General features: G+C 37.7%; 26 protein-coding genes and 1 riboswitch. Of the genes, 12 read left to right on the top strand and 14 right to left on the bottom strand.

From position 1 onward, the window contains the following. Positions 1 to 29 precede the first annotated feature (29 nt). The 5 genes from MHB51_RS04890 to MHB51_RS04870 all read left to right on the top strand — a co-directional run bounded on the left by MHB51_RS04890 (position 30) and on the right by MHB51_RS04870 (position 4063). Complete coding sequence (locus MHB51_RS04890) at positions 30 to 1175, top strand: acyl-CoA dehydrogenase family protein (protein ID WP_342559125.1); 1146 nt, start codon at positions 30 to 32, stop codon at positions 1173 to 1175. Further along, the gene (locus tag MHB51_RS04885; RefSeq protein ID WP_342559124.1) at positions 1172 to 2206 is read left to right on the top strand and encodes an acyl-CoA dehydrogenase family protein; all 1035 of its coding nucleotides are present in this window, start codon (positions 1172 to 1174) and stop codon (positions 2204 to 2206) included. Before MHB51_RS04890 ends, MHB51_RS04885 begins: the two co-directional genes overlap by 4 nt. Before the next feature lie 13 nt (positions 2207 to 2219). Further along, positions 2220 to 3029 carry an enoyl-CoA hydratase/isomerase family protein gene (locus tag MHB51_RS04880; RefSeq protein ID WP_342559123.1) on the top strand — a complete coding sequence of 270 codons (810 nt, stop codon included), beginning with the start codon at positions 2220 to 2222 and terminating at the stop codon, positions 3027 to 3029. A 40-nt stretch (positions 3030 to 3069) separates the two neighbouring features. After that, entirely contained in the window at positions 3070 to 3666 is a 597-nt protein-coding gene (locus MHB51_RS04875) for a dienelactone hydrolase family protein (protein WP_342559122.1), read from the top strand. A 205-nt stretch (positions 3667 to 3871) separates the two neighbouring features. Beyond that, positions 3872 to 4063: a hypothetical protein gene (locus MHB51_RS04870; protein WP_342559121.1), complete on the top strand. Its 192-nt coding sequence runs from the start codon at positions 3872 to 3874 to the stop codon at positions 4061 to 4063. Positions 4064 to 4294: 231 nt separating this feature from the next. Here the strand turns inward: MHB51_RS04870 and MHB51_RS04865 are convergent, their stop codons facing one another. The 5 genes from MHB51_RS04865 to MHB51_RS04845 form a co-directional block, all read right to left on the bottom strand. Next, positions 4295 to 4897 carry a response regulator transcription factor gene (locus tag MHB51_RS04865; RefSeq protein WP_342559120.1) on the bottom strand — a complete coding sequence of 201 codons (603 nt, stop codon included), beginning with the start codon at positions 4895 to 4897 and terminating at the stop codon, positions 4295 to 4297. Further along, on the bottom strand, positions 4887 to 5267 hold the full coding sequence (locus tag MHB51_RS04860; protein WP_342559119.1) for an ATP-binding protein: 381 nt from the start codon (positions 5265 to 5267) through the stop codon (positions 4887 to 4889). Before MHB51_RS04860 ends, MHB51_RS04865 begins: the two co-directional genes overlap by 11 nt. Continuing rightward, positions 5227 to 6954, bottom strand: coding sequence for a hypothetical protein (locus MHB51_RS04855; protein WP_342559118.1), 1728 nt, complete (start codon positions 6952 to 6954; stop codon positions 5227 to 5229). The genes MHB51_RS04860 and MHB51_RS04855 overlap by 41 nt, the downstream gene beginning before the upstream one ends. Before the next feature lie 12 nt (positions 6955 to 6966). Continuing rightward, positions 6967 to 7674, bottom strand: a complete 708-nt coding sequence (locus MHB51_RS04850; RefSeq protein ID WP_342559468.1) for a class 1 isoprenoid biosynthesis enzyme — start codon at positions 7672 to 7674, stop codon at positions 6967 to 6969. Between the two features lie 177 nt (positions 7675 to 7851). Continuing rightward, positions 7852 to 8016: a hypothetical protein gene (locus MHB51_RS04845; RefSeq protein ID WP_342559117.1), complete on the bottom strand. Its 165-nt coding sequence runs from the start codon at positions 8014 to 8016 to the stop codon at positions 7852 to 7854. A 338-nt stretch (positions 8017 to 8354) separates the two neighbouring features. Between MHB51_RS04845 and MHB51_RS04840 the strand changes: the two genes are divergently transcribed. Continuing rightward, a complete protein-coding gene (locus MHB51_RS04840) occupies positions 8355 to 9041 on the top strand; it encodes a hypothetical protein (RefSeq protein ID WP_342559116.1) in 687 nt (228 codons plus the stop codon). A 519-nt stretch (positions 9042 to 9560) separates the two neighbouring features. Here the strand turns inward: MHB51_RS04840 and MHB51_RS04835 are convergent. Beyond that, positions 9561 to 9965, bottom strand: coding sequence for an isochorismatase family protein (locus MHB51_RS04835; RefSeq protein WP_342559115.1), 405 nt, complete (start codon positions 9963 to 9965; stop codon positions 9561 to 9563). Between the two features lie 367 nt (positions 9966 to 10332). On the opposite strand from MHB51_RS04835, the gene MHB51_RS04830 reads away from it, so the two are divergent. After that, positions 10333 to 10947 carry a hypothetical protein gene (locus MHB51_RS04830; RefSeq protein ID WP_342559114.1) on the top strand — a complete coding sequence of 205 codons (615 nt, stop codon included), beginning with the start codon at positions 10333 to 10335 and terminating at the stop codon, positions 10945 to 10947. A 10-nt stretch (positions 10948 to 10957) separates the two neighbouring features. Next, on the top strand, positions 10958 to 11512 hold the full coding sequence (locus tag MHB51_RS04825) for a hypothetical protein (RefSeq protein WP_342559113.1): 555 nt from the start codon (positions 10958 to 10960) through the stop codon (positions 11510 to 11512). A 66-nt stretch (positions 11513 to 11578) separates the two neighbouring features. Here MHB51_RS04825 and MHB51_RS04820 read toward each other — a convergent pair whose 3' ends face one another. The 7 genes from MHB51_RS04820 to MHB51_RS04790 form a co-directional block, all read right to left on the bottom strand. After that, positions 11579 to 11992 (bottom strand): hypothetical protein, encoded by a 414-nt coding sequence (locus tag MHB51_RS04820; RefSeq protein ID WP_342559112.1) that lies wholly within the window; start codon positions 11990 to 11992, stop codon positions 11579 to 11581. 362 nt (positions 11993 to 12354) lie between these two features. Continuing rightward, positions 12355 to 12882 carry an isochorismatase family protein gene (locus tag MHB51_RS04815; RefSeq protein ID WP_342559111.1) on the bottom strand — a complete coding sequence of 176 codons (528 nt, stop codon included), beginning with the start codon at positions 12880 to 12882 and terminating at the stop codon, positions 12355 to 12357. A gap of 79 nt (positions 12883 to 12961) precedes the next feature. Continuing rightward, positions 12962 to 13978 (bottom strand): ThiF family adenylyltransferase, encoded by a 1017-nt coding sequence (locus MHB51_RS04810; RefSeq protein WP_342559110.1) that lies wholly within the window; start codon positions 13976 to 13978, stop codon positions 12962 to 12964. Then, positions 13975 to 14739, bottom strand: coding sequence for a thiazole synthase (locus MHB51_RS04805; protein ID WP_342559109.1), 765 nt, complete (start codon positions 14737 to 14739; stop codon positions 13975 to 13977). The genes MHB51_RS04810 and MHB51_RS04805 overlap by 4 nt, the downstream gene beginning before the upstream one ends. Before the next feature lie 2 nt (positions 14740 to 14741). Beyond that, complete coding sequence (gene thiS, locus MHB51_RS04800; protein WP_342559108.1) at positions 14742 to 14954, bottom strand: sulfur carrier protein ThiS; 213 nt, start codon at positions 14952 to 14954, stop codon at positions 14742 to 14744. Positions 14955 to 14959: 5 nt separating this feature from the next. Next, entirely contained in the window at positions 14960 to 16069 is a 1110-nt protein-coding gene (gene thiO / locus MHB51_RS04795; RefSeq protein WP_342559107.1) for a glycine oxidase ThiO, read from the bottom strand. Between the two features lie 12 nt (positions 16070 to 16081). Then, positions 16082 to 16612 carry a thiamine phosphate synthase gene (locus MHB51_RS04790; RefSeq protein WP_342559106.1) on the bottom strand — a complete coding sequence of 177 codons (531 nt, stop codon included), beginning with the start codon at positions 16610 to 16612 and terminating at the stop codon, positions 16082 to 16084. Positions 16613 to 16684: 72 nt separating this feature from the next. Then, positions 16685 to 16792, bottom strand: a riboswitch (TPP riboswitch). A gap of 326 nt (positions 16793 to 17118) precedes the next feature. Between MHB51_RS04790 and MHB51_RS04785 the strand changes: the two genes are divergently transcribed. The 4 genes from MHB51_RS04785 (at position 17119) to MHB51_RS04770 (ending at position 21997) form a co-directional block, all read left to right on the top strand. After that, a complete protein-coding gene (locus MHB51_RS04785) occupies positions 17119 to 17667 on the top strand; it encodes an ATP-binding protein (protein ID WP_342559105.1) in 549 nt (182 codons plus the stop codon). 202 nt (positions 17668 to 17869) lie between these two features. Further along, the gene (locus MHB51_RS04780) at positions 17870 to 18472 is read left to right on the top strand and encodes a hypothetical protein (protein WP_342559104.1); all 603 of its coding nucleotides are present in this window, start codon (positions 17870 to 17872) and stop codon (positions 18470 to 18472) included. Between the two features lie 91 nt (positions 18473 to 18563). Continuing rightward, complete coding sequence (locus MHB51_RS04775; RefSeq protein WP_342559103.1) at positions 18564 to 19874, top strand: methyl-accepting chemotaxis protein; 1311 nt, start codon at positions 18564 to 18566, stop codon at positions 19872 to 19874. A gap of 512 nt (positions 19875 to 20386) precedes the next feature. Continuing rightward, the gene (locus MHB51_RS04770; RefSeq protein ID WP_342559102.1) at positions 20387 to 21997 is read left to right on the top strand and encodes a glutathione ABC transporter substrate-binding protein; all 1611 of its coding nucleotides are present in this window, start codon (positions 20387 to 20389) and stop codon (positions 21995 to 21997) included. A gap of 253 nt (positions 21998 to 22250) precedes the next feature. Here MHB51_RS04770 and MHB51_RS04765 read toward each other — a convergent pair whose 3' ends face one another. Then, the gene (locus tag MHB51_RS04765; RefSeq protein ID WP_107942499.1) at positions 22251 to 23639 is read right to left on the bottom strand and encodes a glycine--tRNA ligase; all 1389 of its coding nucleotides are present in this window, start codon (positions 23637 to 23639) and stop codon (positions 22251 to 22253) included. Positions 23640 to 23980: the final 341 nt, after the last annotated feature.

Here is a 23980-nt window from a genome sequence, read left to right as displayed (position 1 = left end):
GGGAAGCATGACAAAAGGGGATGGGAGAAATGAAATTACCAGTTGTGCATTTTACGCAAGAGCAGGAGCAGTTTCGGTTAGAGGTGCGTGCTTTTTTACAGCGTCACCTCAAGGAAGGGATATTTCGAACGAAGTGTGATTCATGGTTAAGTGGAAGTGACCCTGTTTTTTCTAAATTAGTAGCAGAACAGGGCTGGATTGGGATGACTTGGCCGCAGGAGTATGGTGGGGGCGAGCGTAGTACGATTGAACGCTATATATTGACAGAGGAGTTTTTGGCTGCGGGTGCACCAGTTGCAGCCCATTGGTTTGCAGATAGGCAGACAGGTCCTTTGCTATTGCGCTTTGGTACGGAGGAGCAGCGTCAATTGTTTTTGCCTAAAATTATTCGAGGGAATTGTTTTTTTGCGATTGGCTTAAGTGAGCCGAATAGTGGCTCTGATTTAGCATCTGTCCGTACAAAAGCAGAGAAGGTAGAGGGTGGCTGGCTTGTGAATGGGGCGAAGACGTGGACGAGTAACGCACATGATGCGCATTATATGGTGACACTTGTGCGTACTGCACCCTATGACCAAGCGTCTAAGCACAGTGGCTTAAGCCAGTTAATTATTGATTTGCATGCGCCCGGTGTGACGATTACGCCGATTCCTTATTTAACGGGAGAGCGACATTTTAACGATGTATTTTTTGAAAATGTGTTTGTGCCAGATGCAATGGTTGTTGGCACGATTGGTAATGGTTGGGCACAGGGGTTAGCGGAGCTTGCCTTTGAGCGCAGCGGTCCAGAGCGTATTTTAAGCACATTTCCGTTATTGAATGAACTAATTATTGAATTAAAACAGGCATATGACACTGTTGGTTTAGCTACTGCTTCCAGGCTATTAGCAGAAATGTGGAGCTTACGCAATTTATCAATTGGCGTAGCACAAGTATTGGAGGAAGGCGGTGAGGTGGCAATTCCAGCAGCACTTGTAAAAAGCATTGGAACGAAGTTTGAACAGAAAATACCCGAAATTGCACGCCTACTTGTCGCAACATACCCACGCTTGCAGGCAGAACGCGCCTTTGACCGCTATATGGCGGAATCAATTCTACATGCACCCGGCTTTACAATTAGAGGTGGCACATCAGAAGTGCTATATGGCATTGTCGCAAAGGGGGTTGTTGCACAATGAGTGAAATGCTGGAATTTGTAACAGAGGTCGTTGAGAAAATATATAAAGGCCTTATTACAAAGGAAACTGTTGACTTACTAGAGGAAGGTAAATGGGCTACTACATTATGGCAACAGCTAGAGGATAATGAGCTATTGAAAGTCGCGATAACAGAGCAGTACGGAGGAGCAAATGGGGATATAGCTGATTTACTAGCACTCTATCAACTAACTGGCTATTATGCCGTACCTGCACCTGTACTTGAGCATACGCTCGCTAATTTTATTTTGGAATACGTAAGGCTTACACCGTTTGAATCTATTACAACGATTTCTTTTAACGACAAGCAGATGCTAACAATGACAAATGGCAAACTTGATGGCAACATTCCCAATGTGCCGTGGGCGAGAAGTGCACAGCAGCTCGTAACTTTTGCTCAAGAGGGGGAGGTGCTGAAGCTAATTGCCGTAGGTCTAGCACAAGCAAGCATTGTACAGGCAACAAATTTAGCAGCCGAGCCGCGTGATACAGTGAACTTCCAGCAAGCTGAAATCATTGCACAAACGGAAATCAACGAGCAGCAACTTCAAAAGCTAATCAAATATACGACAGCCGCAAAGCTAGCTGCACTGAGTGGTGCTCTCGATAAAGCCTTTCAGTTATCAGTAAGATATTCAAAGGAACGTGAACAGTTCGGTCGCCCGATTCATCGCTTTCAGCTTGTGCAGCAGCACTTGGCTAATCTTGCAGGAGAGGCAGCAATTGCGACGGCGGCGATTGAAAATATGGCAGGGGCATTAGTAAATGAGACCGAGCGCTATGAAGTAGCTTTCACAAGCATTCGTTTAGACGAGGCAAGCAAAATCGTAGCAACTTCTGCTCACCAAGTTCATGCGGCAATTGGTGTAACCTATGAGCATAGCCTACAGCATTACACGCGTCGCTTATGGGCATGGCGTGAGGAAGGCCTTACAACGCATTACTGGCAAAAGCAACTGGCAGATGATTTGCTACAAGTAGAGAATGTTTGGTCATGGATGACAACGAAATAAGGGGGACTTGAAAATGGCTGACTTATTATTCGATGTACAGGACGGAGTTGCGACAATTACGCTCAATCGCCCTGAAGCAATGAACGCTTTTAGTGAGGATATGCTGACGAGATGGATTCGGGCACTTGAGACGGTGCGCGACGATGAGGCAATTCGTGTGCTAGTCGTTAAGGGCAATGGCAAATGCTTCTGCGCAGGTGGTGATATTAAAGCGATGGCAGCAGGCAAAGGTTTTTTTGACAGTGAGGACGACATTACATCGACAGCGCTCGCCCGCAAAAATTCTTTATGGAAGCGCGTACAGCGTGTGCCACTGCTTTTAGAGGAAATTGATAAGCCAGTCATTGCCCAAGTGCATGGCTTTGCATTTGGTGCAGGGCTTGATATGGCTTTAATGTGTGACATTCGTCTTGTCGCACAGTCGACGAAATTTTCGGAGAGCTATGTCAATGTTGGGATTGTGCCGGGAGACGGTGGCGCGTACTTTTTACCAAAGTTAGTAGGGATTGATAAAGCATTAGATATGTTATGGACAGCACGTGTACTGTCAGCGGATGAGGCAAAGGAGGCGGGACTTGTCACATTCGTTGTGCCAGATGAAGAACTTGAACAATATACGCGAAGCTATGCACAAAATCTTGCGAATGGACCGACAACCGCCATTCAATTTATTAAGCGCGCAGTATACCAAAGCCAAACAATGTCCTTACGCTCATCTCTAGACTATATTTCCTCGCAAATGGGGCTCGTTACAGAGCTTGCTGATTTTAAGGAGGGCGTGCAGGCCGTTGTGGAGAAGCGCAAGCCAAAGTTTACAGAGTGAGGAGGAAGGGCTGTAGGATTATCCTATAGCCTTTATATGAATGAAGTTTATAATCAATAATCAAGCAAATCGAGTCGTTGTCGTACTCCATGAAATATATGGTATTAATCGTCATATCCAATCATATGCACAGCGTTTAAGCCAGATGGGCTTTGATGTAGTATGCCCGAATATGTTGCAAGACGACAATGTTTTCCCATATGAACAGGAACAACAAGCTTATTACAATTTTATGGAGCATATAGGCTTTGAGCAAGCAGCACAGCAAGTTAAAATACTATTAGAGGAACTCGTACAAAAATATAGAACTGTCTATATAGTGGGTTTTAGTATCGGTGCGACAGTAGCGTGGTTATGTAGCGAATTAAACGGAATTCAGCATATTATCGGCTATTATGGCTCACGTATCCGCAGTTACCTAGATATCACACCACATTGTCCAGTGACATTATTTTACGGAAATGAAGAAAAATCATTTGATGTAAAGATTTTGATTGAAGCTTTACGGAAAAAAGAAGTGCGGGTGTTTGTGTTTGAAGGAGCACATGGCTTTGCGGATACATACGCGAGTACTTATAATGAAAGCGCTAGTCAACAAGCTTTGCGGCAAATGGTGTATGTTTTGGTGAAGCCTTAGATAGCAGTGAAGGGGTTGGAACATTTTGATTGATTTAAATAAGTTGCTGTATCCATATTTGTAGAGAGGGTGGTGAGAATTACTAAAAAAAAACTGCTAATAGGCTTATTAACTATTATTATTATTTTCCCCTTTTTATACGTGCAGATTAACAAAATTGTATATGTTAATAGGGTAATGGAGTATCTAGTTGAAGAGAAGGGCTATGAGAAAGAAGAAATACAGTCCATTAAAGGTGTGGGGGAAGAAGTTACTAGCATTTTATGTAGCAGTTATTTTTAAAAACGAGCCCAATGTAGAGTATACGTATTTTGCTCATAGTAGAGTTATTGAATTTAGAATAATGGACGATACATTAATAACAACAGATGAACTAAAAAATTATGAACCATTTTAGTAATATCAATAATAGGATTGACGCTTGTACAGATATATTAAGTATAATTATCTTGGTGATGTTCTGTTTTTTTGTATGGATCCTACTTTAAAAGAAAGTTGTTCAAGAAATGCTTGCGAAAATCGCATAAAGATGTAAGTCCTCAATTAAATCAAGCATATTAATAGCGTGGTACCTCCAGTATGATAGGTATATCGGATAAAGGAGGTACCCCCCCTCTTATATCTGCAACTAATTCCTTATCAAACCCTTATCCATTGCTTTCATTACGATTTGCATCCGATTGTCCACATGAAGCTTGCGCATAAGCGAGGTAATATGATGCTCCACTGTGCGTTTACTAATATTAAGTGTTTCACTAAGTTCTATATTGCTTTTGCCTGTTGCAAGTATACGCAAAACTTCCTGCTCTTTTGGTGTTAATAGAAAATCTACTTGTCCCTGTACGAATGAAGGAAATGCGGAGCTTCCTTCATACACTACTTTAATTGTTGCAATTAGCTCCCGAGGTGGCTGATCCTTAGCAATAAAAGAGCGAGCTCCTGCATTATATGCCCCTTGCAAATAGGCATCATCGTTATAACCGGATAACATAATAATGGCTAGCTCTTTATTATCTTTTAATAGCTCCTTTGTTAAAAGTAAGCCATTATAGCCTTTCATTTGAATATCCATTAAAATAATATCTGGTTGAAGTTGTTTGATTGTTTCAGCAAGTGTGCTAGGATCTGAAACCATGCCTACAACTTGTATTTCCATATCATTTTCTAATATCTTTTTTAAACCTTCAAGTACGATGATATGATCATCTACTAACAACACATTAATCGTCATTTGATTCACTCCTTTCAAGAAATAGCGAAATTGTTACTTTCGTTCCTTGCTGTAACTCGGAGGTAATAACCATTGTGCCAGCGAACTGCTCTGTTCTGCGCTGCAAGGTAAGTAAGCCAAAGTGCTGTTCTATATATAAATAGTCATCATCTGGTAATAAAAAGCCGTGTCCATTATCTTCTATTATCGCAACAATGGAATCTGGGTATGCCTTAAGAGATATCAAAATTGATGTAGCATCGGCATGTTTCCCTGCATTTTGTAGCAGCTCTTTAATGCTACGATAAAGATGTTTGGCAAGCTCTGGTGGCAATATGGTATCATCTAGCTCACAAAATAAATCGATTGGGACTTGATATTCTTGCTGCATGCTTTTTTTTTAATGATTGTAAGCTTAATGTCAGTCCTAAGTTTTCAACAATTGTAGGATATAAATCCTGACACCTCTCACGAATAGTAGAAATGGTTTGTGCCAATGGCTCATCTAAAGCTTGATAGGATGAAGTAGCACGTACTTCATATAATAATGCAATTAGCTGCTGTAAAATATCATCGTGTAAAAAGATAGAAAGATTTTTTCGCTCCTCTTCCACACTGGCAAGCAATCGTTTATTTGTATGTCGCATAAGTGCTGATGCATGTTCGGCTGATCTTAACTCTTGTTCAAGTTGTACTAAAGCTTGAGCATGCAAAAATAATTGTAATACCTCAAAATAAATGCTCTCTAGTAAAATTAACTCATCTTTCGTCCATTCAGCCAAATTCATTTTTTGTCCAACAACTACAAGTCCAAGTAATTTAGATTCATCTGTAATCGGTAATAGATGATAAGGATATTGGTAATTTATTTGGCTTGTATTTTCATATTTTTTTAGCAATGACTGAATATCCTGCTTCTCCAAAAGCCCAGTATCATACAAAACAGTTGCCACAGGGCTAGCCCAAATAACGGCAACATGTTGCACATCAAGCATACGCTGTATTAGTTTTACCGTATGTTCCGCGCAAAGCGGTAAAAAGGTTTGGTGATACAATTCTTTGAGCATCTGTCTACGTTGTTGATGCATGGCAATAAGCTGTGCCTCTATGCGCGGTTTTTCCAAGCGTCTTAGTCCTTTATATATAAGAAGAAAAAGGATGGAGCCACTTCCTAAAATAACCGAACTTTGCATAATTTGTTGAGTTGGTAGCCCCACAATAAAATATAGAATGGCAACTAACACACCAAACATCAAGACAAATGCACTTACAGGTATCAATACTCGATTAGCCAAATAACTAAAATCAAAAACTTCCTGTTTTGTAAGCAAATACATAAGTGTAAGAGGGAATAAGATGATGGTAAGTATCATGTAATTAAAAGGCAATTTGACTAGATGGAATAGCCCATCTAAAAGTAAATTTGCTAATAATGGACTAAAGGATATAACAGAACTAACAAGAAAAATTGCTAATTGATTACGAATCCATTTTGTATTGAAGCGCCATAATCGAATAATTAAGACAGTGCATGAGAGTAGCGCAATCAATAGGTTTGTAATTAATAAAATAGGAATTAGGCTACTGAACAAGGTACTATCTTGAAGGCTAAATAACCATTTAACTATTTCTAAAAAATTAATAAAAAGAGTAAGTCCAAAGGTAAACCATTTTATTTGATAGAACCATTTTGCTCTACTTGTCATAGGGAAAAACTCAAAAAAGTATAGTAAAAAATAAGCAGAAAAGCTCACAGCAAGTGTTTCAATTTCATAGGTGATAGGAATTCTATAACTTGAAGGTTTTGCATAAGTAATCGCAATTCCTGCAACAGACATTAAATAAAAAAAGCGCTGTATGACAATGGATTTTGGCTTTTTCGTATACGTATAAAAGCCAATTATTAAAAATGCTGCTCCAATGAAATAAGTAGAATCATTATATAGAGTAATGGCTATAAAATCCTTAATATTGGAATTTTCTATACTTGTATAAGGCAGGCGATATGCATAGCCATGCCAAAAAGCAAATAGCCAAACCGTCAGTAGTGCTATAAATAGTAAAATATGTCGGTACATGATTTAAAACCTCTATTCAATCATTGCCATGATATGTACAATTTCTTGCGGTTTATTTGGATACTGTTGCTGTAATAATATTTTTGCCTGTTTCCTATATTGTCTAGCTAAAATTGTACAATAATCTATCGCACCTGTTTCTTTTATGTATGTTTGGACTTCTTCTACATTAAAATTAGAACGTTGCAATTGTGCCCTTAACCAACCATCATCTTTTTTCAATGCCATAATAAGTGGCAAGGTCGCTTTTTTCTGTTGTAGGTCATTTTTATTTGATGCAAAAATATCCCGTATATCATTAGCTAATTGCGCTACATAGCCAATTGTTGTTGCAATTTCAATTAAGGCTGGATTTTGTTTTGTATTATACAGCTCAAAAATAAGCTGTATAAAGGAGCAGGATTTTTTCTCTACCATTTGAAAGTAGAATTGCTCTGTCGCAGTAGGATGATCAGCGGTGATTGAAATATCTAGCCATTGCCCATTGCTTGCCTGCTGTAATTTTTGATAAATACAGTTCCAAGTTGCAAGTGATGACGATGTTGTTTCTTGCGTAAACAAATGAAGTGCTTCTATTAATAAGGCAGGTGCTAAAATACCTTGCTGCGCAGGTGACAATGATTGCAGATTATCTCCATCTACAAGATCGTCAAATAAATCAGTTGCTAGCATTAGTAATTCCATTGCAGCTGCTTGAGAAACAGAAGATTCTTCCGCAATTAAATTGGAAATATAATAAGAAAACTCTCCTCAAGTGAACTGGCTATTTTCGCAAAATATTTTCCCTTCATTATGTAATAAATTTAAAATTATTTGTTTCATTTCAAAATGCAAATCACTTGTTGTTAGAAAGTCTTGAATAAACAGTTGAATTGTTTCTCGAACTGTCATAAGAAATCAAGTCCATGTTGGTGAGATAAGGCGAACTTTTGTATTTATCTGCTCTTGCAATGATTGAAATGTATCAGCATCCAATACTTCCTCAGCATATGCCCATTCCGCTTGTCCAATAAAATTTTTTTCTTTAAAAAGTTGAATAACTTCCCATAATTTTTGATTCATTGTTAAAACCTCCTAAATTATTTCATTTATGTTATTTTAACATGGTCCTAAATGAATGTATATCCGTATTTACCGCAATAAAATAAATAATAAAAATTGCGGTAAATACGGATATACAAGGTTTTTTTGTTTTGTTAAAGTATGGATAGCAACATAATCAATACTTTTATAAACAATCTGGTGCGCAACAGTTGTTTGAGATGTGCGTGAGTATTGAATGAGTTGGGATGTGGTATTACAAAAATGTAAAATGATCAGATTCTATGATGTATAGGATATATAGTTGAACACTAAAGATGATTTAATGAGGATTAATATTAAGTAGAGGAGGATTTAAAATGCGTAAAATATTCACAGTTTTTCTATTGACAATTTTACTTTTATCTACTACAAACACGACATTTGCTCAAAGTTATGAGTCAACAACATCTATGATTGAAAAATTCAATAACAATGGTGTAGAGTATACATTTGATGATGTTCTATCTTTAGAACCCTATATTCAGGTAAAAGATAGTTTGTTTATCTTCGATGTTGAGGCTGCTAACGATGCTGGGGTAGAACAAGAGTTAATTAAGGGACAACAACAATATTTAGATTTTTTAAATCAGCAAGCTAAAGACAATATCTTGTCTATATCTGACGATCTAACTATTCAAAATTTATCCGATAATAATAACTTATATCAAAGTACTTCTATTACAACATTTGCAAAATGTACACCCAAAGGTATAAATACGAATCCTCAGCAGCACTGGTGGGGATACAGTGTAAAAACAGATAGTTGTGTTACTGCTGATATTATTGTAGAACTCAATACAGTGGCAGCAGGTGGTACTATAGCAGCAGGTAGTCTTGCTTTTCTAGGTATCTTCTTTCCACCATTACTTATTCCAGGAGCTATTTCTGGTGCAGGAGCAGGATATTTCTGGTTATTGGCAACTCGTTTAGATGCTAATAATAATGGTAGAGGGGTTACAACTGATATGACTTGGGCTCTTGCTTTTGATATTACACCTCAATAATAAAAGAAGTATAATAGAACATATATTTTGTTTAATTGTCATTTTATTTCATTTACTATAAATAGAGAATAATGTTAGGAACTAGTTTAGCTGAAAATTGATATAAATTTGACACTTATGATTTTGTATATAATAATTATCAAGAAGAAAGTGAGCTGTTGTCGATGAAATATAGAAAAATATTGATATTTTGTTTAATCATTATCTTATTTTCATCGTGTATGTATTTTGGAACAATGGCTATTTTGCAAAAAAGAAATGATTTTGTTCCTATTTCATTACTTTCCTCCACATTTTTATTGCTTATTGTGATTTCATATTCAAACTTCAAAAAGAGAGAAAAATGAGCAATCAGCTAATAAGAAAAAGCAACTGCTACAAACGGGCAGTTGCTTTTTCTATCTTAATTTTCCCAATACTCCTCCATCTCTACCACTTCAATGACATTGGACCAATGCAGCACAGTGCCAACAAAATCCTGAATATCTAAGCCTGTCATTTCGTAGGTGTCTGCATGATTCACAGTATTTGTTGCATTCTCGATAAGGTTGTACGGAAGCCACGATCATAAGCGGCGATAGCTGTAAATTGGCAGCAAAACTCCGTGTTAAAGCCTGTGATATAGACATGATTAACACTGAAACTCGCTAAAAGTTCTTGCAAGTCTGTTTGATAAAAGGCACTTGGTGTTTTCTTTGTGACAAGATGCTTTATATAGGGCTGAAAGCGGGTAATAATGTCAGCACCCTTACTAGCGTGATAGAGCACGCTCTCTTTTTCATCATCCATATGTTGAATGAAAATAATTGGTTTTTGTTGCGCTTGAAATTTTTCAATTAATAGCTCGATATTTGCTAATGTATCATCACATTGTGTTAAATCGACTAATCCATTTTGTACATCAATTACTAATAGAGCTTCCATAATTACCTCCTCAAAATTGAATTTAAATTGAGGCTACTGTAAATGGTGGTGTTTTCATATAGCTGTCCTCTCCTTAAGTATTGTTTATTAGTATATTCTATATTACACTTGTTTTTCCTTTATAAATAGTATAAATTTTTGTACTGTCAAAAAGATAGTAATAGAAAAATGTAAACATCAGTCCACTTTTACTACTGCCTTGTTTTCAGATGATTAGTTTGATTGTAATTTTGGATGTGTCAGCACCCATAATTTTAAAATTCTCTTGTTTTGGGAAATTTCCATTTTTACGAAACATTCAATCTCTGCATTCGTATAAATTATTAAATTGCATTAAAAGGAGACAGCTATAAGGTTAAAGTAATTTATGAATGAATATTATAATGGTTTGAGGCTCTCCCCAAATTTTTATCATCAGTGGAAGCAAGCCATTCATATTGAATTAGGTCAAGGACTCTATCAATTTCATGGTGACAAGTTAAATATGGCGAGGCTTCATAAAGTTGAACAGCAAGTTTTTGAAATAATGGAACTACTTTTTGAAAAAACAGATGATATCATTGTCGTTATCAGCTCATACCCGAAAGATAGAAAAAAAACAACATATCCTAATTTTTTTCCGCGCTATGTGAAAAATCAGTGGAAAAAGTATGAACTTCATATAGAAGAATATATGTGGCAATTTGATGAGGATGCATTACGTATTCAACAAATGGAGCTTTTTTGTAAAGTAGCAGATTTAAAATTACAGTGGCTTTTGAAAACGTGCATTCATAAGGATTTTCGTCCTTTAAAGCAACGACTAAGAACAAGACATAGTATATATGCACCAGATGTATTTTTAGTGAACATGCGTACAAAGTGCATTTTCCATTTATATGATGACCGTGGCTATGAAATAATGAATGCAGATGAGAACTTACATAAAGAGCTACTGAGTTATTTAACAAAGAGGGGACCTCAACAAAATGATGACAAATAGAAGAGGCATAATGCGAAAACGGAAATTGATAGTAATAGCAATAGCGGCTTTTGTGTTATTTTCCACTGTGTTTTTCCCATATTCAATTCCAAGTGTATATCCTGCTGTCCCAGTGAAAGTAGGTGAAATGCACCAGCAAAAATATAATGAGGATTTTGCAGTATTTCAATCATTGTTTGAAGAAAGAGCGATGCAGCCAGATTATGTTGTGTCATATTCAATTTCTTTATTGAATTTGTACGAGATGGATTGGTTAACAAATACCGATTATCATATGAAGCGCATAGAATGGGAGCAGCTTTTAACAAATATTCAATCGATTAAAAATGAACTTATCCGCTTGAGCTTTAGAGTAGAAGGGCTTTCGGAAGAGGCAAAAATGTATTTAGAGCAAATGATAGATTCAACGATGCGAATTGAAGAAACTGTAGCTTATCATGTAAATAAAAAATCCACTTATTCACGGAAGCATATCAGTGTTACGATTCGCAATTTACAAAATGATATTGCCTCTTCTTTAAGTCTTTATATTCACTTTAATAAAACTTATCAACCTACAATATGAATTGAAATTAAATCATATTGTGGCATCTTAAGTTTAAATTATTTATCATTTGTATTCATGTCTGATTCAATCAGTAAATGTTAATTTAAATGATTCTTCATTATTCCCCCATGTAATAATAACATTCAAATCTGAGTTTTCATTGAGTAACAATACTTCTGTATGGGAGCCATTTGATCCGAATACTGCTTTATTTTCATCGTCCAAATTTAATAAAGTAATTGGCAAAGCTCCGCCGCTATTACTTAAAGGTGTTTCAAAACGAAAGGCAATCTCATCAAATTTCTTTAACTCTTGTTTATTTCCTTTATAGTAGTACTGAAGGCTATAATCATATGAATTGTCAGAAGTGTTTGTAACTGTATAGGTTACGTGCCAATTTTCACCTTCTCCTTCATAGGTAAGTATATCTTTTTTTGTACATGCGCTTAAAAATAAGACAAAGAGTAGCATACTAAAAATCAATAGACCCTTTTTCATGATGATTTCCTCCTTTGTAATTGATACTTATTATTATATTTTAGTGTTAAATTGGAATAATGTATATCCGTATTTCCCGCAATAATATAAATTACGGAAATTATGGTAAATAATATGAATAACATTTCCATGCGAAAATTGTACGCAACAGTGGTTTGAACGTGGAGAAGTGTTGTATTTCAAATGTATTGATTCATAAATAAAAACCCGAACGATTACAAAACACTAAAATGAGTGTTTCATAATATAGTTCGGGCTTTGCAGGGGATATTCGCCCTTTCCATATGCTTACAAAACCAAGTATCCTTTTCCATTAATTCCGAACGGAACTTCTACATAACAAAGGCAGCCATCTTCTATATTTATAATTGAGTTTCCAAATATTCCTCCATATCAAGCACCTCAATAACATTCGACCAATGCAATACAGTTCCGACGAAATCTCGGATATCTAAGCCAGTCATTTCATAGGTGTTGGCGTTGTTTACTGTATTTGTAGCATCCTCGATAAATGTTGTGCGGAACCCGCGGTCATAAGCCGCAATCGCTGTAAATTGACAGCAAAACTCCGTATTAAAGCCTGAGATATATACATGCTCAATATTTAAACTTACTAACAGCTCTTGCAAGTTTGTTTGATAAAAAGCACTTGGTGTTTGCTTAACAACAAGATGCTCAATATATGGCTGAAAGCGTGCAATAATATCAGCCCCTTTTCCTGCATGGTGGAGCACACTTTCTTTGGCATTATCGGTATGCTGAATGAAAATAACAGGCTTTTGCTGTTCTTGAAATGCTTGAATCAATTTTTCGATATTCGCTAATGTATCATCACAGTGTGTGAGATTAACCAATCCATTTTGTACATCAATTACTAATAAAGCTTGCATATTGTTTCCTCCTCAAAATTGAATTTAAAATGAGGATGTAGTAAATGGTGGTGTTTTCATATAGTTGTTCTCTCCTTTATTAAGCAAAATATTGATAATAGACGCTTTTTGCCTGTTGTATGTCGGCAGTGCCGTGCACGAAAACGCGCCCATCCTTAAATGCGGTGAGCTGATAATTTTCTACATTGAAGCTAATGAGAAAATCATTGAAATGTGTTATTTTCTCGGAAGTTAGCTGCTTTTTTAGCGCATATAAATCACGCATTTTATAAACAGGGCGAATTTGCACTGTGTCGCGACCACATAGTGAGGCAAATTTTGTTGTGGCATTGGGCTGCAAAAATGGATATGTTGGTTTTTCTCCGCATGTTGGGCAGATTTGCTTTTTTAGTGCATCCACCTTGATAGAGGAGAAGGTGTTTTGCCACACATCAATTGAAAAAACGCTTCCGCGCATCGCGGTTTCATTATTTGTTAAATATTTCAATGCCTCTGCTACTTGTAGAGCTGCTGTTACTTGTGAGGCAGAGGCTAAAATCCCTGCCGTGTCACAAGTTGGTCCTGTAGTAGGTAATCCACCCATTATACAGTGCAGGCAAGCAGTTTTTCCTGGCTTAATGAAAAAGGAAAGGCTGCTTGATGCAACGCACGCACCATAAATCCATGGAATCCTGTATTTATGAGCAATATCATTGATGATAAAACGAATATCGAAATTATCTGTACCGTCAATTATCAAATCAATAGATTGTGTTGCTAGTATATGCTCAAAAAGTTCGACATTGGCTTCCTCGTTATAAGCATGGATTGTCAATGTATGATTAATTCTCTGTAAGCGTCTTTTAGCGGCGGTCGCTTTTGGTAAACGGGCGGTCACATCGGCTTCACTGTATAGCATTTGACGCTGCAAATTAGATAAGTCGACGAAATCTCGGTCAATCAGCGAAATCTCACCAATCCCTGCCCGCACTAGCAAATCAGCAATTGTTGCACCAAGTGCTCCGACACCAACGATGAGGACATGCTTTTCAGCAAGAAGCGCTTGTCCAGTAGTGCCAATTGGAAGAAAGCGCTCCTGTCTTGAATAACGGCTCACCTGCTTATACCTTCTACTGGACTAGATGCTGTTGCATACATTTTTTTCGGTATGCGTCCAGCTTCAAAGCTTTCGCGTCCAGCAATAATTGCATGCTTCATAGCTGAAGCCATTTTTACAGGGTCTTTAGCTCCTGAGACAGCGGTATTTAATAATACGGCATCCGCGCCAAGCTCCATCGCCTGAGCCGCATCTGCAGCGGAACCAATACCAGCATCAACAATAACGGGCACCTTTGCTTGCTCGATAATAAAGGATAAATTAAGTGGATTGACGATTCCCATACCTGACCCGATAGGAGAAGCACCTGGCATAATAGCGTGACAGCCTAAATCTTGTAGGCGCTTTGCTAGCAACACATCATCGGAAGTGTATGGTAAGACGATAAAGCCTTGCTCCAATAGCATTTCTGTAGCACGTAATGTTTCTACAGGGTCCGGTAGTAATGTTTGATTACAACCGATGATTTCGACCTTAACCATATCACATAAACCAGAGGCTTTCGCAAGGTTAGCGATGCGCACAGCCTCCTCTGCATTTTTCGCGCCTGCTGTATTTGGTAAGAGTGTATAGTTTTGTACATCGATTTTTTCTAAAAAATTTGGCTGTGTTGGCTCAAAAATATTCATACGACGCACAGCAAATGTTAAAATTTCTGTTTCAGATACTTCCACCGCTTCTTTCTGTGTAGCAAAATCTTTAAATTTCCCTGTGCCTAATAAGAGGCGTGAATTAAATTGATATGGTCCGATATGTAGCATGATTATCCTCCTCCTACAAATTGTACAATTTCGATATGGTCATCTGCTTTAATTTCCTTGCTGTCACGTTCCGCAGGCTGTAAGATTTCCGCGTTTACTTCAACAATGGCAAGCTCTTTATTGAGCTGTAAATGTTCTAGTAATTGGACAACAGTTGTAATAGATTTTGGTACTTCCATATTGTGACCGTTGACGTATAAGCGCAAAATGCACACCTCCTTTAAATCGTAAAGCGTTGCAATGAAAAAGGCGCTAACCGTTGCTTTGCTACGCTATCACCCAATAAGAATTGACTAAACAAAAGCCCAGTAATGGCACTTAATAAAATACCGTTGCGATAATGTCCTGTGCATATAAATAAATTGCTATATTGCGTAGTACCCATAATTGGAAGTCCGTCTATTGTTTGTGGCCGCACACCACACCAAGTTTCGACAATCTCAGCCTTCGTTAATGATGGCATTATATGAATAGCTCGGGATAATAAAGAATAAATGCCACCGACAGTTACTGCATCATCTTCTAGCAGAGGATAGCTCGTAGCACCAATCAATAAACGATTATTGTGCTTTGGTACGATATAACAGCCATCTGTTGAAAAAATGGTTGCCTTCGGTAGCTGTGCCGCTTTTACCATTAAGCATTCCCCTTTTACTGGGTGCACCGGGCAAGTAATATGAAGCTTGGCTGCAAGCTTCGCTGTCCAGGCACCCGCAGCCAAAACAGCTTGCTGAACAGCGTAGCGCTTAGAGGCTGTCTGGATATGTGTAACTTGTTGTTGCTTTTTCTCTATCGCAATAACTTCCTCTTCAATTATATTTGCGCCAAGCTTCTGTACAGCAAGTGCTAAAGCCTTTGTTAAATTTCTTGCATTTACTTGATGGTCCTCGTATATATGGAAGCCCTCTGTAATAGAATGACCCAATAAAGGTTCGTATTGCTGTAACTCTGTTTGATTTAGCCATTGTACAGAGGTAGGGCGGTCCTGATATAAAAATTGATACTGCTGCTGCAAATTTACTCTATCTTCCTCAGCAGCTGCAATTTTAATTAGCCCGGAAGGTAATAAACCAACTTCTTGCCCAGTTAAATGTAATAGCTCCTCGGCGAGTGCTTTGTGTAGCTCTCGACTTTCCAGTGCTAAATGATAAAGGGGCGAAGGTGTGTGAAATTCATTTTGACCACCAAGCATACCCCCAGCAGCGAGTGATGCTGTCGTTGTTTTTTCTGTATGGAAAATCGTCACAGGCTGTTGCTGTTTTAATAATTGATAGGCGATAGATAATCCAATAACCCCACCACCGATAATCGTAAAGCCTTGACACTTCATAAATTGCTCCCCTTAGTTAAAAAACATTGATATTGCGGCATAGCCCTGTGCGCCGACCTGCATCACTTGTTGTGCATTGCTGCTTGTTATACCACCGAGTGCAAGCACGGGTATTTTGACAGTACGGCATGTTTCAGCAAGTGCCTGAAGCCCTTGCGCTGGTACATTTGGTTTACAGGTTGTTGGAAAGACAGGAGAAAAGTATAAATAATGCATACCTCTTTCAGCACTTTGTAACGCTTCAGCCTTTGTATGCGTAGATTGCCCACATATAAAAGGATGCTGTGTCACATTTACAGCCTGATTTGCTGCAAAATGACAGCCAAGTAAGTCGTATTTGTAAGCGAGCTCCACATATGTATGAATGATTAATTGCTTTGCACTTATACCAGCCTGTAAAAGTGCGGCAATTGCGTTATCGATTTCAGTAAGTGAGAGCTGCTTTTCGCGAATAATAATGGCATCAACACGAGTAGCGACATCCTTTATTTGGTCAATTGTTTGTGGTGTAAAGCCTTGACCACTTGTAATAGCATGAATCATTTTAGTTTCCTCCAATAAAAAAACGTTACTTCTCCCATAGGAAAAGTAACGCTTACTTAAAAAATCGTAACAAATAATAGGCGACCACTTTCCTACGCTAGTATCAACTAGATCAGGTTCCAGGAATCCCAAAGTTTACTTTGATCTCAGCCGTTCACAACGGCACCTCCAGTGGATGGCTATGCAATTAGTTAACAATATAGCATATGTTTTCTAGAATGTCACGATGGAATTATCAGTTAATTCATTACTATTGAAATTTTAGTAAAACGATTAATGCAAACGCAATGATGTTTTTCAAGGGAAAAGTAATTTTGTGAATGGCTGATTTCCGACATATTTTAATAAAATATTCTAGCCATTTCCCCATATTTGGTATTAAATAAAGTATACATAAAAGAAAAATCCCTGATTAATACAAATGGATTTCGTAGAATAATTCGTTTGAAAAAGCACTGTTAGTTGGGATAAGGAGCAGTAGAATGCTTTATAGAGGGGGAATGGAAATGTACTTTATACAAATGTCTGGCTTCCCAGGTTCAGGAAAATCTACACTGGCCAGAGAAATCGCTAATAGAATGGGCTTTATCATTATTGACCACGACATTGTAAAATCTGCTTTATTAAATTCGATTGAAGCAGACAGCTCTTTTGATGGAAAGCTTGCCGGGAAAATAAGCTATACGATTGATTTTTCATTAGCTGATTTTCATCTATCTCAGGGGCACAGTGTGATTCTTGATAGTCCGTGCTTATACGAGGAAATGATTGAAAAGGGAATAAAATTAGCTCAAAAATATGATGCAGAATATAAATATATTGAATGCTACCTTGATGATTTTGAGGAAATCAATCATCGTTTAAAAAGCAGAGAAAAGATGCCCAGTCAAATTAGTGAAATTCGTTCGAAGGAAGGCTTTTATGCTACGCTTAACAGTGCAAAAAAGCCAACCGATTTCAAATGTTTAGTAGTTGATACAAGTCAGCCGATAGAAAGATATATAGAAAATGTCATTCGTTATATTAAATTTCGTATGCCAAGGGGAATTAAATAGGATTAAAGTAATTTATCCCTAAGACGCTTACGGTTAAGTGGGAGCCCCACTGCGCATAAAAGCCCAATTGGTTCAACTAACAATCAGTGAGGATGAGGAAAACCCCCGCTGATTAAATTTTCTCTTTATATAATAATCATGGTTGTGAAATTATAAATGTGGATGAAAAATTACATAAAAAGCTATTAGATTTTTTCAAAGAATGGAGGCATCAATCAAAACCATGATGAAGGCGAAAAGGGGAGGAATAATACGAAAACTGAAGCTTTTAATTATTGGGCTACTAGTTGCTGCGCTGTTCTCAGGCATTATCTTTCCATATTCAATTTTTAGTGTATATCCGACTGTCGCAGTAGAGACTGATGAAATGCGTCAGCAGAAATATAAGGAGGATTTAGCGGTTTTGCAATCGCTATATGAGGAAAAAGCGCTGCAACCAGATTATGTTGTGTCTTATTCGATTTCCTTATTGGCATTGTATGAGATGAGCTGGCTGACAGATTTCAATAGACCTATGAAACGTGCGCAGTGGGGACAAATTTTAACAAATGTTCAATCTGCCAAAAATGCTCTTATTCATTTAGGTTTTCAAGAGTCGATGCTTTCAACTGAGGCGAAAATGTATTTAGAACAAATGGTCGATTTATTAATGCACATGGAGGAAACAGTAGCTTATCATATAAATAAGCAGGGTACTTATTCGCGCAAACGTATAAATATTGCGATTAGCAATTTACAAAATGATATCGCCTTTTCATTAGGGCTCTATACTCGTTTTTGGCAAGAATATTATAATGATAAATAGGACTAAGTGATTGGGTGAGGAGCAACTATTTTACTAATTTTAATGTTTATTTTACAATGATAGTAGATTTACATAGGAATGGGGAGCAGCTATGGTAAAAGAAAAATTATTTTCTCGTGAAATAAAATTTTGGAAAAGTTTAATATTTAAAATGATTTTAGCGGTAGGGCTAAGTTTATTTATTAGCTCACATATTTCACAATTTATTAGTTTACAAGTTAGTAAAGTAATTGAATTAGATGGTATTGCGGGCGTTGTAATTAATACATTCATTTCATTATTTATCGGAACAGTAATTATTGCGCTATGTACACGCTATATTATTTTAAAGCGAATGAATCGAGTACTAAAGGCAATGGCACAGGCAGCTGATGGTGATTTAACAGTACGTATTGACGATAAATACAAAGATGAAATAGGGCAATTGTCGACAGAGTTTAATCATATGCTAGAGCAAATCGGAACAGTGATTGAAAAAGCAAATAAAGCCTCGACAGATGTAACAGCTTATACTCGAGAGTTTGCGGCGATTACAGAGCAAAGTAGCACATCTGTCGAAACGATTTCTAACTCTATTCAAAGTATGGTCGTTGGCGCAGCGGGGCAGTTAGAGCAGATGCAAAAATTATCAGAATCATCGGATTTAATTAGCAAAGAAATGGGTCAGGTATCCTCTGTCGTCCAAGATGTAGCAGATGTAGCGGCTGAAACGAACCAAAAAGCAGATTTAGGAATAGAGCTAATTGAGCAAACCATTGAAAAAATGAATACAATTAAGAAGTCTGTGAATGAATCGACAGAAGTTGTCAATGCATTAGGCGAGAAATCGAAGGAAATTAGTTCGATTTTAGCGTTAATCACAAGCATTACAGATCAAACTAACTTATTAGCTTTAAATGCTTCAATTGAGGCAGCACGTGCTGGAGATGCCGGAAAAGGGTTTGCAGTTGTCGCGGATGAAGTAAGAAAATTAGCAGAGGAATCGGGTAGAGCAGCTGATGATATTCGTACATTAGTTGATGATATTTTAAGCCAAACATCCAGCGCGGTAACAGCAATTAATAGTGGTACAAAGTATGTGGAAGAAGGACGAGCATCGGTTGAACAAACTGGGGAAGCCTTTAAAAATATCGTAGAATATGTAGCTAATATTAGTACACGTACAAATGATGTAACAGACATTGTGCGTACAGTAAATAATAAAACAAATGAAACGAGCCATGTAGCGAACGATATTGCGGAAATTGCAAATGGTATTACGCTAAGCTTACATAATATTATGCGTTCTGCTGAACAACAAACAGCAGCTAATGAGGAAATTGCAAGCTCTGCAAATGTATTGGAAACGATGGCGAATGACTTACAGTCGGAGATTAGTCAGTTTAAGGTGCAATCGTACTAAAGGATGGCGTCTGAAAAGCTATTTTGAAACGGTCTCTTTGCAACGAGTCAATCTTTTATGTGTCGAAAGTGAAGCAGCAGGTACAAAAATGTTTAGCAAATATTTAAGATAAAAGCTTAGGCTGTCCGAAAAGGAATACTTTTCGGACAGCCTTTTTGGTAATTTAGTAAAAGCTTACTCCACCTATAGACGATGGATAATCAATGGAATTATTATGCATAAAAAATTTTCCGTTTATTATTTTAAAATATTTTATTGAATAGAGAGAGTAATGATTTTTATTTTCTGCATAAGAGAAAGAAGTTGTGTATTAAGTGATATTGTAGAGAATTTTTGATTGTTTATCAGAGTGGGTAATTTAAGTTCTTTATTTTTCTAATAAAAAAATTATATTTATAAAAATAAAAATTGAATAAAAATTTAGAATATTCATTGAAATATTCTATTAACAATGGTAGCATTTAGTTTGAATTCCTTAAAAATAATAGGGAAGTAAAAATGGAGGTATACTAATGGGAAAATTGAAAGGATTACTATTTTTGGTATTAATGCTGCTTTCCGTAATTCTTGTTGCTTGTAATAGTGACGATGTGGAAAATAGCGAAGTTAATACAGATGCAAATACTTCGGGTGAGCAAACAGAAGCGGTTACTGGTGGCGACCTAGTATTGGCGACACTATCAGATGCGGCAAATCTTGACCCACATTTATCAACAGACGTGCCATCTGCCTCCGTGTTGTCCAATATTACAGAAGGACTTGTAAAGAAAAATCAAAACGATGAAATTGTAGGGAGTCTAGCGGAAAGCTGGGAAGCAATTGATGATGTAACTTGGGAGTTTAAGCTTGTAGAAGGTGTTAAATTCCATGATGGGGAAGATTTTAATGCGGAAGTTGTAAAGAAAAACTTTGAACGTTTATTAGATCCAGAGATTGCAGCGCCACGTGCGTTTTTATTTGAATCTATTAAAGAAGTTGAAGTTGTTGATGAATATGTAGTGCGCATTCATACGCATTATCCATTCGCTCCACTTATTAACCACTTGAATCATCCAGTAGGTGTAATGATTTCACCAGCACAAATTGACGCAGATTATGAGTCGATGGCTGCTGGTAATAGCCCGGGGCAATTAGTAAATATGGAAGGGCCAGTTGGTACAGGCTTTATGAAGTTTGATTACTGGACAGCAGGGGCGGAAATCAAGCTTGTTAATAACACAGAATATTGGGGGCAAAAGGCATTTGTCGATTCTGTAACAATTAAAGTTATTCCAGAAAGTGCGACACGTGTTGCGGAGCTAGAAACAGGAAATGCACATATTATCGAACCAATTCAACCGAATGAAGTGGCACTTGTTGAATCTTCTCCGAACAGTGTAGATGTTGCACCAGGTTCGTCTTTGTCATATGTTGGATTCAATGTAGAAAAAGAGCCGTTTAATGATGTTCGAGTACGTCAAGCAATTTCGATGTTAGTTGATCAACAAATGATTATTGATGGTATTTATGATGGCTTTGGGGAGGCAGCAATCGGTCCTTTAGCGCCAAATGTATTTGGCTATGATTCTACTTTACAGCCGTTAACATACAATCTTGAAAAAGCGCAACAATTGCTGACAGAAGCAGGATTTACAGATGGTTTTAAAACAACAATCTGGACGAATGACAATCCACAGCGTCAGAACATTGCGATTATGCTGCAAGAAGAGTTAAGAAAAGTTAATATTGATGCTGCTATAGAAGTTGTGGAATGGGGAGCATATTTAGCAAAAACAGGCGCAGGTGAGCATGATATGTTTATTTTAGGCTTATCTAACCCAGTGGGAGATGCGGATTACTTCCTAACACAATTATTCCACTCTAAAAATAAGGGAGACCCGGGTAACCGTACTTTCTATGAAAATGCAGAAATTGATTCACTATTAGATCAAGCGCGCGAAGAAATTGATACAACAAAACGTTTAGCGTTATATAAAGAGTTGCAAGAGCGCTTAATCGAAGAAGCTCCAATGGTTTATGTGCACCACCAAGCCTATTTATCTGGCGTGAGTGAACAAATTGAAGGCTATTGGATTAACGATTCTGGTCACCATAAATTACAAAATGTGAAGTTCGTAAAATAAAACGAAAAGCGCATGAAATCAAAGTGTTTGAATTTGATTTCATGCGTTTTTTTATTTAGCCACAAATTAATGACTTGTAGAGAAGAAAGACCTTATTGATTAGGTCTAAAGTACTGATTCGCTCATAAACAAGTGACTTTCGCTCGTAAAGTAGGAGAACTCGCTCGTAAAATCCGCAAATTCGCTCATAACTCCGATGGATTCGCTCATAAAACGCAGGGAGGGGAAGCGCGCCGCTTCCCCTCAACCCATATTAAAATTGTAAGTGCTTTGAGATGTAAGCTTCTACTTCTGTTATCGGCATACGGATTTGGTCCATGCTGTCGCGGTGGCGTACTGTTACTTGGCCATCTTCTTTAGAGTCGAAGTCGTATGTGATGCAGAAAGGTGTGCCGATTTCATCTTGGCGGCGGTAGCGTTTACCGATTGATTGGGATTCATCGAAATCCACAGGGAATGCTTTGCGTAAGTTTGCCCATACTTCGCCTGCTTCCTCTGATAGTTTTTTCGATAATGGTAAAACAGCCGCTTTGAATGGTGCTAGAGCAGGGTGGAAGCGTAGAACTGTACGCTTATCATCACCTTCTAGCTGCTCCTCATCGTAAGCGTCACATAGGAATGCTAATGTTACACGGTCAGCGCCTAATGATGGCTCGATGCAGTATGGCACATAACGTTCATTCGTTACAGGGTCGATATATGTGAAGTCCTCACCAGAGTGCTCCATATGCTGTTTTAAATCGTAGTCTGTACGGTCAGCCACACCCCATAGCTCGCCCCAGCCAAATGGGAAGCGGAATTCGATGTCTGTCGTTGCGTTTGAATAGTGAGAAAGCTCATCTGCTTCATGGTCGCGTAGACGCATAGATTCCTCTTTCATGCCAAGGTTTAGGAGCCAGTTTTTGCAAAACTCTTTCCAATAAGCATGCCATTCTAGGTCTTCACCTGGCTTGCAGAAAAATTCTAGCTCCATTTGCTCGAATTCGCGTGTACGGAATGTGAAGTTACCCGGTGTAATTTCATTACGGAATGATTTGCCGACTTGCGCGATACCGAATGGTGTACGTTTACGCATTGAGCGCTGTACGTTTTTAAAGTTAACGAAAATACCTTGTGCTGTTTCAGGGCGTAAATAGATTTCATTCGATGAAGATTCTGTTACACCTTGATGTGTTTTAAACATTAAGTTGAATTGACGGATATCTGTGAAGTCGATTTTACCGCAATCTGGACAAGCTACCTCTAGCTCCTCCATCTTTGCCTTCATTTGCTCAAAGCTCATACCGTCAACGATAATTTCCTTACCTGTTTTTTCTAAAGAAGCATCTTCGATTAATTTATCGGCACGATGACGTGCTTTACATGCCTTACAATCAATCATTGGGTCGTTGAAGTTTCCAACGTGACCAGAAGCAACCCATGCCTTTGGATTCATTAAAATAGCTGCATCTAAGCCAACATTATGTTCAGACTCTTGAACGAACTTTTGCCACCAAGCTTTTTTAATATTGTTTTTTAACTCCACTCCAAGTGGACCGTAATCCCAAGTGTTTGCTAAGCCTCCGTAAATTTCAGAGCCTGGGAAGACAAATCCACGATGCTTTGCAAGTGATACGATTGTTTCCATTGATTTTTGTGTCATGAAAATACCTCCTATTGTCATGCCCGTTGGAACGAAAAAAAGCATTCGTCTCCGGGCGTATTATGCCCAGGGACGAATGCTGTCATGTACAGAATCCGCGGTTCCACCCTGATTGCTCAAACATCGCTGCTTGAACCTCTTTCGAAAAAATAGCTCCTGAGTGCCGTTTCTCTTTTCGGCGTAGGCTTGCACCAATCCCTACTCGCTAAGGTGAAAAGATACTTATAGCTCAATCATCGCTTAATATATATGGTTTAGTATACAACAAAATTTTTTTTGTGCAAGTGCTATAGCCCCAATTCTTTTCTTCGCAATCCACTTTGAAATAGTATATAATAATA

Origin of the sequence: Metasolibacillus sp. FSL K6-0083, assembly GCF_038630865.1 — a bacterium.
Classification (GTDB): domain Bacteria; phylum Bacillota; class Bacilli; order Bacillales_A; family Planococcaceae; genus Metasolibacillus; species Metasolibacillus fluoroglycofenilyticus.
This window is presented reverse-complemented; position numbering and strand designations above follow the sequence as displayed.